This is a genomic window from Methanoculleus sp. UBA430 (genome assembly GCF_002506585.1).
GTDB lineage: Archaea > Halobacteriota > Methanomicrobia > Methanomicrobiales > Methanoculleaceae > Methanoculleus.
In genome coordinates this window covers 57,120-71,644 of the sequence record NZ_DAXW01000003.1, presented here as the reverse complement: position 1 = coordinate 71,644, position 14,525 = coordinate 57,120, and the positions used below count along the sequence as shown (strand labels likewise).

14 protein-coding genes are annotated in these 14,525 nt (G+C 63.8%); 9 read left to right on the top strand and 5 right to left on the bottom strand.

Translation table 11 applies throughout. The features are described from left to right. Positions 1 to 154: 154 nt before the first annotated feature. The 5 genes from dinB to BRA49_RS02035 all read left to right on the top strand — a co-directional run bounded on the left by dinB (position 155) and on the right by BRA49_RS02035 (position 4,605). Entirely contained in the window at positions 155 to 1,243 is a 1,089-nt protein-coding gene (gene dinB, locus BRA49_RS02055) for a DNA polymerase IV (protein ID WP_292383010.1), read from the top strand. 27 nt (positions 1,244 to 1,270) lie between these two features. Then, entirely contained in the window at positions 1,271 to 2,122 is an 852-nt protein-coding gene (locus tag BRA49_RS02050; RefSeq protein ID WP_292383008.1) for an SDH family Clp fold serine proteinase, read from the top strand. Positions 2,123 to 2,175: 53 nt separating this feature from the next. Next, complete coding sequence (locus BRA49_RS02045) at positions 2,176 to 2,649, top strand: HNH endonuclease (protein WP_292383006.1); 474 nt, start codon at positions 2,176 to 2,178, stop codon at positions 2,647 to 2,649. 179 nt (positions 2,650 to 2,828) lie between these two features. Further along, positions 2,829 to 3,587: a tetratricopeptide repeat protein gene (locus BRA49_RS02040; protein ID WP_292383004.1), complete on the top strand. Its 759-nt coding sequence runs from the start codon at positions 2,829 to 2,831 to the stop codon at positions 3,585 to 3,587. 163 nt (positions 3,588 to 3,750) lie between these two features. Continuing rightward, complete coding sequence (locus BRA49_RS02035; protein WP_292383002.1) at positions 3,751 to 4,605, top strand: MerR family transcriptional regulator; 855 nt, start codon at positions 3,751 to 3,753, stop codon at positions 4,603 to 4,605. A gap of 11 nt (positions 4,606 to 4,616) precedes the next feature. Here the strand turns inward: BRA49_RS02035 and BRA49_RS02030 are convergent, their stop codons facing one another. The 3 genes from BRA49_RS02030 to ablB form a co-directional block, all read right to left on the bottom strand. Beyond that, the gene (locus tag BRA49_RS02030; RefSeq protein ID WP_292383001.1) at positions 4,617 to 6,101 is read right to left on the bottom strand and encodes an alpha-amylase family glycosyl hydrolase; all 1,485 of its coding nucleotides are present in this window, start codon (positions 6,099 to 6,101) and stop codon (positions 4,617 to 4,619) included. Positions 6,102 to 6,231: 130 nt separating this feature from the next. Continuing rightward, positions 6,232 to 7,449 carry an NAD(P)/FAD-dependent oxidoreductase gene (locus BRA49_RS02025; RefSeq protein WP_292383000.1) on the bottom strand — a complete coding sequence of 406 codons (1,218 nt, stop codon included), beginning with the start codon at positions 7,447 to 7,449 and terminating at the stop codon, positions 6,232 to 6,234. A gap of 32 nt (positions 7,450 to 7,481) precedes the next feature. Continuing rightward, positions 7,482 to 8,360 (bottom strand): putative beta-lysine N-acetyltransferase, encoded by an 879-nt coding sequence (gene ablB / locus BRA49_RS02020; RefSeq protein ID WP_292382998.1) that lies wholly within the window; start codon positions 8,358 to 8,360, stop codon positions 7,482 to 7,484. Between the two features lie 304 nt (positions 8,361 to 8,664). Between ablB and BRA49_RS02015 the strand changes: the two genes are divergently transcribed. Next, positions 8,665 to 9,825, top strand: a complete 1,161-nt coding sequence (locus tag BRA49_RS02015) for a radical SAM protein (protein WP_292382996.1) — start codon at positions 8,665 to 8,667, stop codon at positions 9,823 to 9,825. Here the strand turns inward: BRA49_RS02015 and BRA49_RS02010 are convergent. Next, positions 9,777 to 10,955, bottom strand: coding sequence for a DUF2795 domain-containing protein (locus BRA49_RS02010; RefSeq protein ID WP_292382994.1), 1,179 nt, complete (start codon positions 10,953 to 10,955; stop codon positions 9,777 to 9,779). The genes BRA49_RS02015 and BRA49_RS02010 overlap by 49 nt on opposite strands. 201 nt (positions 10,956 to 11,156) lie before the next feature. Then, positions 11,157 to 13,016, bottom strand: a complete 1,860-nt coding sequence (locus tag BRA49_RS02005; protein WP_292382993.1) for a DUF2795 domain-containing protein — start codon at positions 13,014 to 13,016, stop codon at positions 11,157 to 11,159. Between the two features lie 328 nt (positions 13,017 to 13,344). On the opposite strand from BRA49_RS02005, the gene BRA49_RS02000 reads away from it, so the two are divergent. Genes BRA49_RS02000 through BRA49_RS01990 form a run of 3 tightly spaced genes read left to right on the top strand, consistent with a single transcriptional unit; the run spans position 13,345 to position 14,503 of the window. After that, the gene (locus tag BRA49_RS02000; protein ID WP_292558996.1) at positions 13,345 to 13,794 is read left to right on the top strand and encodes a transposase; all 450 of its coding nucleotides are present in this window, start codon (positions 13,345 to 13,347) and stop codon (positions 13,792 to 13,794) included. Then, complete coding sequence (locus BRA49_RS01995; RefSeq protein ID WP_292383754.1) at positions 13,795 to 14,067, top strand: hypothetical protein; 273 nt, start codon at positions 13,795 to 13,797, stop codon at positions 14,065 to 14,067. Beyond that, complete coding sequence (locus BRA49_RS01990) at positions 13,985 to 14,503, top strand: RNA-guided endonuclease TnpB family protein (protein WP_292383722.1); 519 nt, start codon at positions 13,985 to 13,987, stop codon at positions 14,501 to 14,503. Before BRA49_RS01995 ends, BRA49_RS01990 begins: the two co-directional genes overlap by 83 nt. Positions 14,504 to 14,525: the final 22 nt, after the last annotated feature.

The window sequence follows — 14,525 nt, the reverse complement described above, 5'->3', positions numbered from 1 at the left end:
CTTTCACAGATCATTGCCGGTATGATCGGAGGAAGCCGCTCCTGGCCCATGTCCGGCACCCGTGCAATCCTCTTCCAGCCTTGCACTTTCTCTCCCCACCAAACCCCCTATATTGCCGGAGTTCAAACACTCCCTCTGGAGACAGGAGGGGTTCATGGAGGTGACCGGCGACCGGATCGTCCTGCACGTGGATATGGACAGTTTCTTCGCCTCGGTGGAGGTCCGCCGCGACCCGTCCCTTGGCGGGAAGCCGGTTATCGTGGGCGCCGACCCGAAGGGGGGAGCGGGCCGTGGCGTGGTGAGCACCTGCTCGTATGAAGCCCGCCGCTACGGGGTGCACTCCGGCATGCCGATCTCCCGGGCGTATGCCCTCTGTCCACGCGGTGTCTACCTCCCGGTGGACCGCTCGCTCTACTCCCGGGTCTCGGCGGAGATCATGGCGATCCTCGCCCGGCACGCCGGCCGCACCGAGCAGGTGAGCATCGACGAGGCCTACCTCGACGTCAGCGACGCCGGCAGTTTCGCAGCAGCGGGAGCGCTTGCCGCCGCGGTCAAGCGGGAGATCCTGGAAGAGGCCGGGCTCACCTGCTCGATCGGCGTCGCCCCGTGCAAGGCCGTGGCAAAGATCGCGTCCGACTACCAGAAACCCGACGGGCTGACGGTCGTCGCCCCGGATGAGGTCGCGGCGTTCCTCGCGCCCCTGCCGGTTGGAAAGATCCCCGGCGTCGGGAAGAAGACCGGCGAGGCCCTCCAGCAGATGGGCATCCGGACCATCGGCGACCTCGCACGCCGCGACGTCCAGGACCTTATTGCCCGGTTCGGGAGGTGGGGCGTCCTGCTGCACCGCCTCGCCCGGGGCATCGACGATCGCGAGGTGCAGGATAGAGAGGAGTGCAAATCCATCTCCCGGGAGACGACGTTCGATCAGGACAGCGCCGACCCGTCCCTCCTCTCCGGAACCGTCGCGGGGCTCGCGGACGACGTCGTGGGGACGCTCGCCGCCGAAGGCCTCCGGTGCCGGACCGTCACGGTCAAGGTCAGGTATCGCGGCTTTCAGACGCATACCCGGTCCCGGACACTGGAACGGTTCACCGCGGACCCCGGGGTGATCCGGCGGGTTTCGTCTGCGCTGCTCCTGCCGTTCTTGAACGGCACGGCCGTCCGGCTCCTCGGGGTCAGGCTCTCGACGCTCGAGGGCGGCCGCACCCGGCAGACCTCGATCGACGAGTTCTGCTCCCCCTGATGCATTGGATGGGCGAACCTTCTTTACGTGGAGGACGCACTAGCCGGTATGCCCGATGTCTGGATCCTGCTCCTCGCCGCCGTGCTTCTCCTCCTCTTCGCGGTGCCGTTCGTCCAGCAGCAGATAACCAGGGCCCGCCGCCTCCGGGCGATCCGGGACCTGGAGGCGGAGCGCCGGACCCGGGTCATCGCCCTCATCCACCGGCAGGAGCGGGTCGCATTCCTCGGCATCCCGTTCTACCGCTACATCGACATCAACGACTCCGAAGAGATCCTCCGGGCGATCCGGCTCACGGATCCGGAGATGCCGATCGACTTCATCATCCACACCCCGGGCGGCCTTGTCCTCTCCTCCGAACAGATCGCGATGGCGCTCCGGCGCCATAAGGGGAAGGTGACAATCTTTGTCCCCCACTACGCCATGTCAGGCGGGACGCTCCTCTGCCTCGCCGCCGATGAGGTGGTGATGGACGAGAACGCCGTCATCGGTCCGGTCGACCCCCGGATCGGGGAGTACCCGGCGGCGTCGATCCTGCGGGTCCCACACGTAAAACCGCCGGAAGAGATCGAGGATGAGACCTTCATTCTGGTCGATATCGCATCAAAAGCCCAGAACCAGATGCGGGAGTTCGTGGCCGGCCTGCTCCACGACCGGATGGACGCCGGGCGGGCGGACCACCTCGCACGCCTGCTCGCGGAAGGAACGTGGACCCATGACTACCCGATCACCTTCGAGCAGGCGCGGGACCTCGGGCTTCCCGTCACGGTCGGTATGCCCGATGGGATTTATCGACTGATGGACCTCTTCCCGCAGGCGATGTCCCGCCGCCCGTCGGTCACCTACATCCCGATCCCCTATCGGGAGGAGAAGAAGGGGTAACACCCGGGGCATCCCAGCACTTATCCCGTACCCCGAAAGAGATCTTCTCAAGGATGTCTTCTGACCTGCAGCTCAGTCTTGATGCGTTCGACCGCACCCGACCTCCCCTCTGCGACGGCCTCCCGGACCACAATGGCTTCATCAGTCTCTGCTGCCGGTGCCCCTTCGCGGTCCGGGAGAGGGGTGCTGTCTTCTGCGAGGAGTTCGGCGTCACCATCCGGGCGCGGGCGAAGTACGGGCTCCGGGGCTGGCGTGAGGTCCGCGCTGCCGTCGTCGCTCGCGACGATGGGGTATGCTCGGTCTGCGGATCGGCGGGGGACCTCCACGTCCACCACCTCGACCTCGATCCCACAAACGATGACCTGGAGAACCTGCTCACCCTCTGCGGCTTCTGCCACGCCCGGGTGCATACCGAACTCCGCCGTGAGGGTGGGGCCGGGCGGGTGGCGCGGGTGATCCCGACGGTGCGGGGCCGTGCCGACCGGGACCCCGAGCGACGGCCTCCCGGCCGGACCGATGCCGCCTGACCCCCCTATCAGGGGCTGCTTTCTCCATGCCGGTACCGTCTGCAGCAGCGGAACGGTTATATCGTATGCCCGCTACCGATTGCCTGACCACGGGGGGAATGTCCGGAATGAGCATTACGGGAAAGCTCTTTGGGAGAGGTGGATCCGAAGATCGAGAGGGTCCGGAGACCGATGCTGGAGTGAGCAGAAAAGCGGTCTCTCTTGCCCAGCAGGGGCGATTCAACGAGGCGATCGGTTGTTTTGATCGGGCACTCGAGGAAGATCCGGCCAACGTGAAGATGTGGAACAACAAGGGTGTCTTTCTCGACCTCATCGGCAAAGACCAGGACGCGCTCGCCTGCTGGGAGAAGGCGCTTGCGATCGATCCCGGGTTTGCTCCGGCCTGGGTCTCCCGGGGGATGCTCTACCGGCGCCGCGACCGGCTCGATGAGGCGCTCGCCTGCTATGACCGTGCCGTGGAGCTCAACCCGGACTCCGCCGTCGCCTGGTACAACCGGAGCGGCGTCTTTGTCGCGATGCGCCGGCTTGACGAAGCGGTCGCCTGCTATGAACGGGTGCTCTCGATCGACCCTCATTTCGTCGCGGCATGGACCGATCTCGGCTACGCTCACTTCCTCCAGCACCGGCACGAGGAGGCCATCGCCTGCTACGATCGGGCCATCACGGACGATCCCGGGGGCGTCCGGGTCTGGAGCCTGAAGGGCGGTGCCCTGTACGCCCTCGGCGAGTACCGCAAAGCGCTCGAGTGCTTTGATAAAGTGCTCTCGATCGACCCGAAGTACGCCGCCGGGTGGAGCATGAAGTGCAGCGTCCTCTACCACCTTGGTATGTACCGCCACGCACTCACGTGCGCCGACAAAGCGCTTGAGATCAACCCCTCCTGCGAGCTGACCGCACAGGTCAGAAAGATGCTCCTCTCTCTCATCCAGAAATGGTGATGGGCTCCGTCCCCCTTCTTCCGGGTCCGCACCACCCGGATAACTCCGGAAGGTTGACGCCCGGCGCCGTCCAACCGGAGACTGTCATATCGGGCGGGAACTCTCCCCCCGGGGAGACTCCGACTGCCTATTACCCGGCAATGCCAACAGGTGGATGTAATCCATGCCAGTCGACCAGATCCCCATAGGCACGTTCTCGCGGATCACCCGGCTCTCGCAGAAGGCGCTCCGCCTCTACGACGAGCGGGGGCTCCTCGTCCCCGCGGCAAGAGACATCTGTACGGGATACCGTTATTACACTGTCGCCCAGGCTGAGCGAGGCATTCATATCAGGCACCTGCTCTGGCTCGGGTTTTGCCTGCCGGAGGTTGAGACCATCCTCGCGGCCCGGGAACGCGGCGATGCCGGGACAGTCCGGGATCTCTTTGCGCGGCGTCTTACTGCAACCGAGCGGGAGGCCGGGCGGCTGCATGCGATCGCGGAAATCCTGCGGATGCAGGATCCGTTGAACGGAGGATTCCGTATGTCTGTTACCGAACCTGCTATAAAAGAGATCCCGGCCCTGCGGGTGCTTACCCGCCGTGAGCTGGGTGTTTACCAGGAGACCATCCCCAGACTGATCGGGGAACTCTGCGGCTGTCTCTTCCCTGCTGACGGGCGGCAGCCCGCTGCAAAGGTGACCGGGCCGATCATGTTCATCTGCCACGACGAAGAGTATCGAGAGACGGACGCCGATATCGAGATGGCAATCCCTATCGTAGGGCCCATCAACCTCGACGGGTCCCGGATCGAGGTCCAAAACCTTCCGGGCGGCCGATTTGTCTCGGTACTCTACACGGGCCCCTATTCGGGGGTGGGGAAGGCCTACGAGCGGCTCTTCGCCTACATGGGCGAGCACGGTCTTGCACCGGCCGGCCCCTCGCGGGAACTCTATCTCAACGACCCCGCAGAGGTGCCGGAGGAGGAACTCCTGACCGAGGTCCTGTTCCCGGTGATCGCTCTCCCGGCGTCCCCCTGAACCGGGGACGGTCACCCTCCCGCTGCATCGACGTTAAAGACGTGGCAGCCCCATCCGGGGATGTCGAGGTAGAGCCCCGGGACGAGGAGGCTTTCCCCGTCCCGGTCGTACTGCGCCAGCCCCAGGAGGTCGACGAGCCGGACCGTCTTCCCGGCGAGGTCGGCCCACGGGAGCGGGACATAACACTGGCCCCGGTCCGGGGCGTAGTTGACGGCGACGACGAAGCGCTCCCCTCTCCTCTCCCGGGCGAAGGCGATGTAGCCGTCGTGGGACGGGTTCCCCTCCCATGCCGGGTTGCAGTCGAGGAGCCGCCATTCCCCGTCCCGGAATGCCGGCAGGCGGAGGCAGGTCAGGAGATTCCGGTAGAACTCTTCGATAGCCCGATCGGTCGGCTCCTCCGGCTCCCGGCAAAGATGCACGGGGACCAACTTCCGCCGTCCGGTAAACTGCCCCTGGTGGAAGAACCGGAGTCCGGGGCAGAGATAGGCGAGGACGGCGGCGGCCCGATGACGATCGGGAGGAAAGACCGCTGCCGCCCGGTCCTCGTCGTGGTTCTCGAGGAACCGGACGGACTTATCCTGGTATTCGAGGTCAGCCCGGAGGTGCTCCCGCACCGGCCGTGCCACTCCGTTCCGGAGCCGGTCATAGAGCCGTTTGTCGTAGGTGTAGTCGAACCCCTGCTGCTGGAGCGTCCACTCTAGGTCCCAGTAGACCTCCGCCATGAAGACGAAGTCCGGGTGGTCTCCATGCACCGCCTCGATTGCTTTCGGCCAGAAAGGTGCTATACTCCTCCCCCAGGTCTCCCGGAAGACCTCCGGGAGGAGAAGCATCGCCATATCGCATCGGACACCGTCGCACCACTCCGCGATCCTCTGGATCTCGGCGGTCATCGCCTCCTCGAGGGTCGGATTGGCGTAGTCGAGTTGCAGGGTGTCGGGCCAGCTGGAGTTGTAGGGATCCCTGCCGTGGGCGAGGACGGCCGATCCACTGTGGAGGTCCACCCGGGTGAAGTCCTGCGGTCGGCCCGCGAGGTCCTCCTCCGTGCCGCGGATATAGTAGTCCGGGTGGTCCCGCACCCAGAGGTGGTCGAGGGCGGTGTGGTTCGGGACGAAGTCGAGCATGAGGAGGAGCCCCTCTCCGTGCACGCGGTCGCGGAACCTGACGAGCGCCCCCGCATCTCCGAGGTCCGGGTGGAGCCGGTAGTCGGCGATGGCGAACCCGGAGCCGCAGATGTCCTCCTCTCTGAGGTCAGGGAGAAGGCTCCGGTAACCGCTGAGCCACTCCTCGTTCGAGCCCGAGACCCGGCGGCCGGCCTCCCCGGTCTCCCAGACCCCCATAAGGTAGACCCAGTCGAACCCGCAGGCCGCGAGTCCCGTGAGCCAGGAGTCGGGGATATCGTCGAGGGTGGCACGGGGACGCCCGGTCTCGCGGGCGAGACGTCGGAGGTGGATGCGGGCGTTGATCTCGTAGAGGGAGGGGTGGCGGGGGGCGTTCATCGTGGTTCCCCTGGATTCCCGGGATGATAGAGGTATCCCTGGACTCGAACTCTATTTCTCCAGGCGAGTCGTTACTCGAAAACGCTTCGCGTTTTCTCGAACTCCTTCCCCTTCGGGGAAGTCGTTCCCCTCACCAGATGGGAGAATGAAGGTCGTCGTCCCGCTGGAGCCCACGGAATGACCGGTGCCCCTGAACTGCATCGATGACCCGGCCGTTCGTCGCCCGCATCATGGCTTCGAGAGGCAGATGTATCCGGGCATCCAGGCAGTTGTAGAGAAAGTCCCGCAACACTTTCTCCGCCTGCAGTTCGGGGATGAGGCGGCGGTTGAGGAGGCCGGTATAGGTCTCACCGAGCGGCGCGCCGGTGGTGAGGTGGCGATCGACGGCGTGAGCAGCGAGTTCTGCGGTCCGGTGGGCGTAAAAGATCCCTTCGCCGAGGATGGGGCTTGCAAACCCGCCTGCATCGCCGACGAGAACCGTCCTCTCGTGAACCGGGGAGGGGATGTAATTGCCGAACGGCAGCGGGTATGCCGCTGGTTTCCTGTCGACGAACGCCGCAAGGCCGATGGTATTCAGGAACTCCCTGAAGCGCTCGGGGAGGTCTTTCCGGTTCTTCTGCAGCAGCCCCCCAAGCCCGACGATGATCGCCTCCCTGTTCGGGAAGACCCACCCATAGCCCCACCGGCAGGCGTCAAGGACAAGGAGTGGTGTCGCGAGTTCGGCTTCCAGTCGGATCGCGCCGTCACCGCTCATGAGTGCCTGCGCCTCCTTGCGAGGGATTGCAAGTTCCATGGCCCATCCGAGGTTCTCGCGCCACCGGTCATGCTCGACGACGCTCTCCGGGAGGGAACGGCGGACTCCGCTGTGAATCCCGTCAGCCCCGACGAGGACCCGGGCGGCATACCGGTCCCCGTCCGATGTCGTGACGGTGCGGCGGGCGTGGTCGATTGCGGTCACCTCCACGCCCTCGTGGATCTCTGCCCCGGCCTCAGCTGCCTTCCGGGCAAGGCAGGCATCGTAACGCTTTCGGTGGGTGAAATAGAACGGCTCCGCAAGGTCCCTGGCGAGGACGCGACTGCTTCCGATATAAAGTGCATAGTCGGTACCGGCAGAGTCGAGCAGCCCCTCCTCCCTGAGGGCGGGGATGGGCAGGTCAAAGACGCGGTCGAGAAACCGGATGGACTTCTGGCTGAGACAGCCCCCGCAGACTTTACCCCGGGGGTAAGTCTCCTTCTCGATGAGTGCCACCCGGTATCCGAATCCCGCGAGCAGGCAGGCGGCGGTGCTCCCGGCGGGCCCCCCACCGACAACGACGGCGTCATAAGCCGGTGAATCATCCGTGTTCATATCAGGATGATGATATGAATCCGGGATTTCCCTTATTCTTTTCCCCGGGCTGATCCGGTTCGACCGGATCGGTCCCGTGGGGGTGCTGCCATTCTATCGTCCAGCAATCTGTACCAGACGCTCATATCCTCAAGAGAGCCGCATATGTTGACGCAGCCGGGAACCGTCCCCGCGTGGGTGTAGCCTGCCCGGGCAAAGGTGATGTTTGCCGGGTATGAACGGGCCCGGACGATGGCGAATGCGGTCTTAATCCCGATTGAACGCATCTTCGTCTCCATCTGCTGCAGGAGACGGCCCGAAAATCCATGGCCCCGGTACTCCGGTAACGTCGCAAACCCGGTCATTTCCGCAAATTGCCCCTCCGGATCGGCGGCCGCAGAGGCGATCGCGGCGATCTTTTCGCCGTCGCGGATGCAGAAGAACCTGTGGTGCTTCTGCATCTCCCGCATGAGGTAGGCCGGGTCATGGACGGGGATCGGATAGGTCAGGAACACCTTCCGGTAGATAGCCGCGAGTGCCGGGGCGTCCGCCGGCGTGGCGGGGGTGCAGGTGAAGCCGGGGTCGAGTGCCGGGCTCGCGGCATTCTTCCGGCGCTTCTCCTCTGCAACCCCGAGGACGTCGTCGATCCCGTCCAACCAGTCGCTCTGGAGGGGGTCGCGGTAGGCTGCCATGTAGTAGCCGTCCTCCTCTCCCCGGTAGAGCCCGGGAATCCGCGCCCGTGGCAGGTAGCCGGACGATACGAAGTGGCCGCATGCCGCGGCGGGGACCCGTGCGAATAACCGCGAGTAGCCCCGGCCCCTTGCGAGCGCGAAGAGCCGGCCGGTGATCCCGGGAAGATCCACCAGCTCCAGGTGGAAGAGGTAGGCCCGGTCGTTGAACGGGCCGTGGTGGACCTGGCTCTCTCCGAGCATCGTGATGGTGTCGGCGTAGACACCCCGGTCTGGGCGAGATCCAGTCCGGCCCTGGCGTTGAAGAGGAACGTTCTTTGCCGGATGCCGCGTTGAGGCGGTCCCGGCGCCGGTGCGTGATCGATAGTTCTTCTGGTTGTTCTGATCTTGTAGTGAACCAAACATTGTTCTTGGGTGTAACTATAGTTTTCACAATATATAATGGGCTTCTCTATTTATCGTTGCGACTTGAACTATAGGTGCCTCCGTACACTTTCACCCCGCGCGCGGCATCGGTTCTTCTTCTCGGCGAGCCGATACCCTGGTTATGTCCGTTGCTGAGCAGAAACTCACCTACCTTACCGCCGCCGGCAGATTCGACCTCTGCTGCCCTGGAGAATGCATCCGGCCCCTCTCGGCTGCGCATTATGTCACCTACAACCGCCGGGCGGGCGGGTGCGGGCGGATGCTCAAGATGCTTCTCAACGGCACCTGCGCCTACGACTGCGGTTACTGCCCCGTCCGCCTCCAGCGGGAGCAGGTGAGTTTCTCCCCGGGAGAGTTCGCCGACACCTTCCTCCGCCTATGGCGAGACGGACTCGTCGAAGGGCTTTTTTTAAGCTCCGGCATCCCCCGGGACGTCGATCTCGTGATGCACGATCTCGTGGAGACGGGGGAGATCCTGCGGCGACGGGGCTACGACGGCTACCTCCATCTGAAGGTCCTCCCCGGGGCCACCCGGGCGGATATCCACGACGCCGCCCGGGTGGCGGACCGGATCAGCATCAACCTGGAGACGACATCCCCCGACCGCCTCGGGGGTATCGCCGGGGTGAAGGACTACCGTCAGGATATCCTGAAGCGACAGGCCTGGGTGGCGGAGGAGAAGCCCGGCCGTCACACGACCCAGCTCGTCATCGGGGCGGCGGACGAGACCGATGCGGAGGTCCTCGCCTGCCTCGCCGACCAGTACCGGCGGGTCCGGCCCTCCCGGGTCTATTTTTCAGCGTTCCGTGCCATGCAGGGGACTCCCCTGGCCTCGCACCCCGATACCCCGGCATGGCGGGCACGGCGGTGGTATCAGGCCGACTACCTTCTCCGCGACTACGGCGTTGCGGCCGACGATCTCCGGGTGGTCCTCGACGAAGACGGCCTCTTCCCGAACCGCGACCCGAAAGAGGTCCTTGCAGCCTCCCAGGGTCCGGTGAACGTCAACCTCGCCTCACGCCGGGCCCTCCTCCGGGTCCCCGGGATAGGGCCGAAGGGGGCCGACAGGATCCTCTCCTGCCGGAAGGAACGGCCGTTCTCCGGCCCGCCCGACCTTGTGCGTGCTGGTATTCGGGGGCATGCCGCCGGGCGCCACCTCACGTTCGGCGAGCGGGGCACGGTGCAGACACAGCTTCTTCTCTCGTCTGCGGATTCTCCCGGACGTGGTGAAGGTTACCGGACCTTCCCGAACTCCGTGCCCACATCGGCGGCGGATCGGTAGGTCCGGTCGCTGAACTGTTCGAGCGCCGCTATCACGCTCTCCGAGGCACCGTTCTTCCGGGCATGGGTGATCAGGTCCTGTCTGCCTACCGGGTAGTCTATACCCTTGAGGTAGACCTGCAGGTCGGCGGCCGAGAGGTGCGCGAGAGATGGAGCCCTTCTCGGGGCAACGGTGGGCTCTTCGCGGACCCCTCCGACGCCGGTCTCTGCGCGTGCCGGTTGCCCGCCGCGGACCTCGCTGCCGAACTCCGCACTCACGTCGGCGGCGGACCGGTAGGTCCGGTCGCTAAAACGCGTGAGCGTTGTGATCACGTGCTCCGGGGCGTTGTGCTCCCGCGCGTGGGCGATCAGGTCCTGTCTGCCTGCGGGGTAGTCCATGCCCTTGAGGTAAGTCTGCAGGCCGGCGGCCGAGAGATGTCCGGGGGACGGCCCACCGGCCCTAACAGGCCGTTCAGCTGCAGTTTCCTCTTCCTCGCCCCTCACGATGGATTCATACATCGGAGCGTGGGCCTCCGTCACCGGCCGCATCTCCTCCACGACTGCGGGCTTCTCCCGGATCTCCGTCCGTTCCGCCGTAACGGTTCCGCTCCCCGGAACCACCGTCGTCGGCCGCGTCACCTCGGTCCTCCCCTCCACCTCATCGGCTGTTATCGGCATCCCCTCGCGGCCGACCTTCTCCCGGACCTCTACCCGTTCCGTCGTGACGACCTCGCGGGGAGGGGGCTCCGTCCGGGTCACGGCCCGCGCTTCTTCCTGGCTTGGGGGGCCCATGGGCCGCCTCGACTCGATCAGGGCCCAGTTCGCTTCCTTCGGCCACTCGCTCTCCGAGAACCCGGGCTCGTTCTCAATCCTATGCTTGCTGATGTTCACCACGAAGACGTCGTCCCCCGGCCGGTAGACCATGGCCTCAATAGGGACCGCGAAGTGCTTCGCCCCGAGACCGAACATGCCCCCGGTTCTAAGCACCGCGTACGTCACTTTTCCTGTGGGGAGACCGACCCGCAGGCTCGAGATCTCCCCGAGGTCGTAGCCCTCCGGGTTCTTCACCCGCTTTCCCACAACATCCTCGGACGAGAAAAATTCCTGCCCTTCCGTCCTCCGTATCTGCTGCTCAAGAATCGTTTCCGCCATTGCAATCACCATCCTCCGGTATACCTCCGAAGGCGATCTTCACCTTCGCGCAGAGCGGGCGATGCGTGCTGCGACTATTTAAGTTCTACCCGGCCCCGGTACCGGGGCGTCTGCGGAGGGTTTTCCGCCGCAAAACGAGCCCCGGGAGGTGGGCGGTGCGGGTGTTCCCCGGCTGCCGCCCGGAATAAGGAGTTCCTTTCATTATTTGATATTGCCGAACTCCGTGCTTACATCGGTTGCGGACCGGTAGGTCCGATCGCTGAAGAGTTCGAGTGCCGTGATCACGTTCTCAGGGGCGTTATGCCCCCGCGCGTGGGCAATCAGGTCCTGTTTGCCTGCCGGGTAATCCATACCCTTGAGGTAGACCTGCAGGTCGGCAGCGGAGAGGCGTGCAACGGACGGCGCCGCTCTCCGGGTGACGGTGGACTCCCCGTGCATCTCTTCCGTGACGGTCTCCCCGCGTCGTGTCTCCATCCCCGTCGGCTGCTCCCCTCTGGTCTCTCTGCCGAACTCCACACTCACATCGGCAGCGGACCGGTAAGTCCGGTCGCTGAACTGCTCAAGTGTTGCGACGGCCTCCTCCGGAGCGTTATGCCCCCGCGCGTGGGCAATCAGGTCCTGTCTGCTCGCCGGGTAGTCCATGCCCTTGAGGTAAGACTGCAGGTCGGCGGCCGAGAGGCGTGCGAGAGATGGAGCCTTTCTCGGGGCAGCGGTGGGCTCTTTGGGGACCTCTCCGACGCCGGTCTCTGCGCGTGCCGGTTGTCCGCCGCGGACCTCGCTGCCGAACTCCGCACTCACGTCGGCGGCGGACCGGTAGGTCTGCTCGCTGTACTGCTCGAGTACCGTGATTGCGTCCTCCGGGGCATCACTCTTCCGGGCATGGGCGATCAGGTCCTGCTTGCTTGCCGGGTAGTCCACGCCCCTGAGGTAGGTCTGCAGGCTGGCGGCCGTGAGAGGCCCATGGAATGGGGCTGCCCTGGCCGGTTCCGTGCGGATCTCCTCGGAGGTGGTCTCCATCCCGACCGGCCGCCTGCCGCGAGTCTCGCTCCCGAACTCCACGCTCACGTCGGCGGCGGACTGATAGGTCCGCTCGCTGAACCCGTCAAGCGTCGTTGTCACGCTCTCCGGGGCGTTGTTCTTCCGCGCGTGGGCGATCAGGTCCTGTTTGTTCGCCGGGTAGTCCATGCCCTTGAGATAGACCTGCAGGTCGGCAGCGGAGAGGCGTGCAACGGACGGCGCCCTCCTCCGGGTCTCCGGCACCTCCTCGTGGACCTCTTCCACGACAGTCTCCGGGTGTCGGGTCTCCATCTCTGCCGGGCGCTCCCTCCGGACTTCCTCCACGACAGTCTCACCGGTCCGGGCGGGGAACGGGGTCGCCCTCTCCTCGGGGGTATGCGCCCTCTGCTCCCCACCCCAACCCTTTGCGACTGTCTGGACAGCCGGCTGCGGGATATCTCTCTCATCTCTCTGGAGCGTGGATTTCGCTGGTGTCGCTGCCGTTGCCCCTGTCGCCGCTGCTGCCGTGCCCGCCTCCCGGGCCGGCGGGACCTCCCGCTCCTCCTTTTGGAGCGTGGATCTTGCTGCTGCCGTTGCCACTGCTCCTGTCGCCGCCCCCATCGTGCCCGTCTCCCGCATCGGCGGGACCCCTCTCTCCGCAACCGGGGGCGAGGGCTCCATTGTCCCACGCACCGGGGGAGGCGTCCTGATCAGACTCCAGTCCCCCTCGTGAGGCATCCTGCCCCGGGAAAACCCGGGCTCACGGTCCAGTGTCCGCTTATCCGCATCCACGACTGCGACTCCCTCCGCCGGGCGGGTGCGAACCGCTTCCCAGGGGATGGCGAAGTGCTTCTCGCCAAACCCGAGAATCCCGCCGTGGGAGAGCACGGCGTACGCGATACAGCCTGTATCGCGGTCAATAGCGATATCGCTGATATCGCCAAGGTTCTCTCCTTCCGGGTTCCGTACTTTCACATCCCTGATGTCGCGTGCGCGCATCAGTTCTATCGTCTCTTCCGGTCTCGGCCGGGTCTCCAGCACCGACCCTGTCTGTTGTTCAGCCATCGTATTTCCCTCCAGTTCGTTTACCTGCGAAGGGTATCCCTTCAAGGCAGGGTGGGTAGAGGATCGAGGATACTTAAGGGTTTCCTGCTCGGGGAAACCGGACGAGATCCGGGATCGTGAAGGAATGGGGGGGGCTACCTGCCTGGAATTTGTCTCGCGGGGTTGAAGGCCGGAGCGGGAAGACCCCGGCCTTGAGGCCGGGGATGACACGGCACAACCCAGAAGGTTGTGCGTGTCAGGCAAATTTTCAATTTGCCGTGAAGCGGCGTCCGTTCGTCAATAGGATTATAGAAACCTATTTATTACTGTAAGTGTGATCCCCATTTGTATGCTTCGAGCCTACAAGTATCGGATGTATCCGACTCAACCGCAGATTCCGCTGCTCATGAGTCACATCCACGCTTGTCGGTTTGTGTACAACCATTCGTTAGAACAAAAGATCCGGGCATATGAGCAGAACGGAAAACGATTGTCGTGTTTCGATCTGAATAACCAGCTCCCTGCGCTGAAAGTGGAACACCCGTGGTTAGCCGACATCAACTCACAGTCGCTCCAGTATGCGAACCGGAACCTTGACAACGCCTTCACCCGGTTTTTCCGTGAGAAGAAGGGATTTCCGAAGTTCAGGTCGAAGAAGAATCCGGTACAGTCGTTTCAGGTACCGCAACATTACCGTGTCGAGTTCGAGTCTAACCGGGTCAAACTTCCCAAGATCGGTGACGTCAAAACGATCCTGCACCGAAAATTCACCGGGAAGGTGAAGTACGCGACGATTTAGGTGACGTCTACCGGGAAATGGTTCATCAGTATTCTCGTTGACGATGAACAACCCGATCCAAACCCGGTACCATTCACATCTGAGACGACGATCGGGATCGATGTTGGTCTGAAGGACTTCGCAACCTTCTCGACCGGTCGAGAAGGTTGCGAATCCCCGGTACTTGAAGAACTCGTTACAACGCCTGAACGTGTTACAGCGGCGTGTATCGCGAAAAGTGAAAGGATCGAAGAATCGACAGAAAGCAATTCAAAAATTAGCCCGATGTTATGAGACGGTTGCAAACCAGCGGAACGATCTCCTGCACAAACTTTCCTATCAAATTGTGAGCGAGAACCAAGCCATCGCAGTAGAATCGTTGAATGTCGCTGGTATGCAGAAAAACCACACATTAGCCCGGAGTATCAACGACGTATCGTGGAGTGCGTTCTTCACGATGCTAGAATACAAGTGTCGGAAGTATGGAAAGACACTCCTTACGATTGGAAGGTTCGATCCGTCATCGAAAATCTGTAGCTGCTGCGGGTACCGGAACCGCGATCTGAAACTCTCCGATCGCGAATGGATATGTTCCGATTGTGGTACCGTCCATGATCGAGATATCAACGCAGCGATCAATATCAAGAAGTTTGCTGTACAAGAGCAGAACCTTGTCGGCGTATTAACAGGTGCGAAACGCGCCGTCGAGCCTGTGGATTTGCCTCAATAGAGGAAGGATGAAGCAGGAAGCC

Coding starts and splice junctions, on each gene's coding strand:
- dinB (WP_292383010.1), top strand. CDS start 155: ATGGAGGTGACCGGCGACCGGATCGTCCTGCACGTGGATATGGACAGT.
- BRA49_RS02045 (WP_292383006.1), top strand. CDS start 2,176: ATGTCTTCTGACCTGCAGCTCAGTCTTGATGCGTTCGACCGCACCCGA.
- BRA49_RS02035 (WP_292383002.1), top strand. CDS start 3,751: ATGCCAGTCGACCAGATCCCCATAGGCACGTTCTCGCGGATCACCCGG.
- BRA49_RS02030 (WP_292383001.1), bottom strand. CDS start 6,101: ATGAACGCCCCCCGCCACCCCTCCCTCTACGAGATCAACGCCCGCATC.
- BRA49_RS02025 (WP_292383000.1), bottom strand. CDS start 7,449: ATGAACACGGATGATTCACCGGCTTATGACGCCGTCGTTGTCGGTGGG.
- ablB (WP_292382998.1), bottom strand. CDS start 8,360: ATGCTCGGAGAGAGCCAGGTCCACCACGGCCCGTTCAACGACCGGGCC.
- BRA49_RS02015 (WP_292382996.1), top strand. CDS start 8,665: ATGTCCGTTGCTGAGCAGAAACTCACCTACCTTACCGCCGCCGGCAGA.
- BRA49_RS02010 (WP_292382994.1), bottom strand. CDS start 10,955: ATGGCGGAAACGATTCTTGAGCAGCAGATACGGAGGACGGAAGGGCAG.
- BRA49_RS02005 (WP_292382993.1), bottom strand. CDS start 13,016: ATGGCTGAACAACAGACAGGGTCGGTGCTGGAGACCCGGCCGAGACCG.
- BRA49_RS02000 (WP_292558996.1), top strand. CDS start 13,345: ATGCTTCGAGCCTACAAGTATCGGATGTATCCGACTCAACCGCAGATT.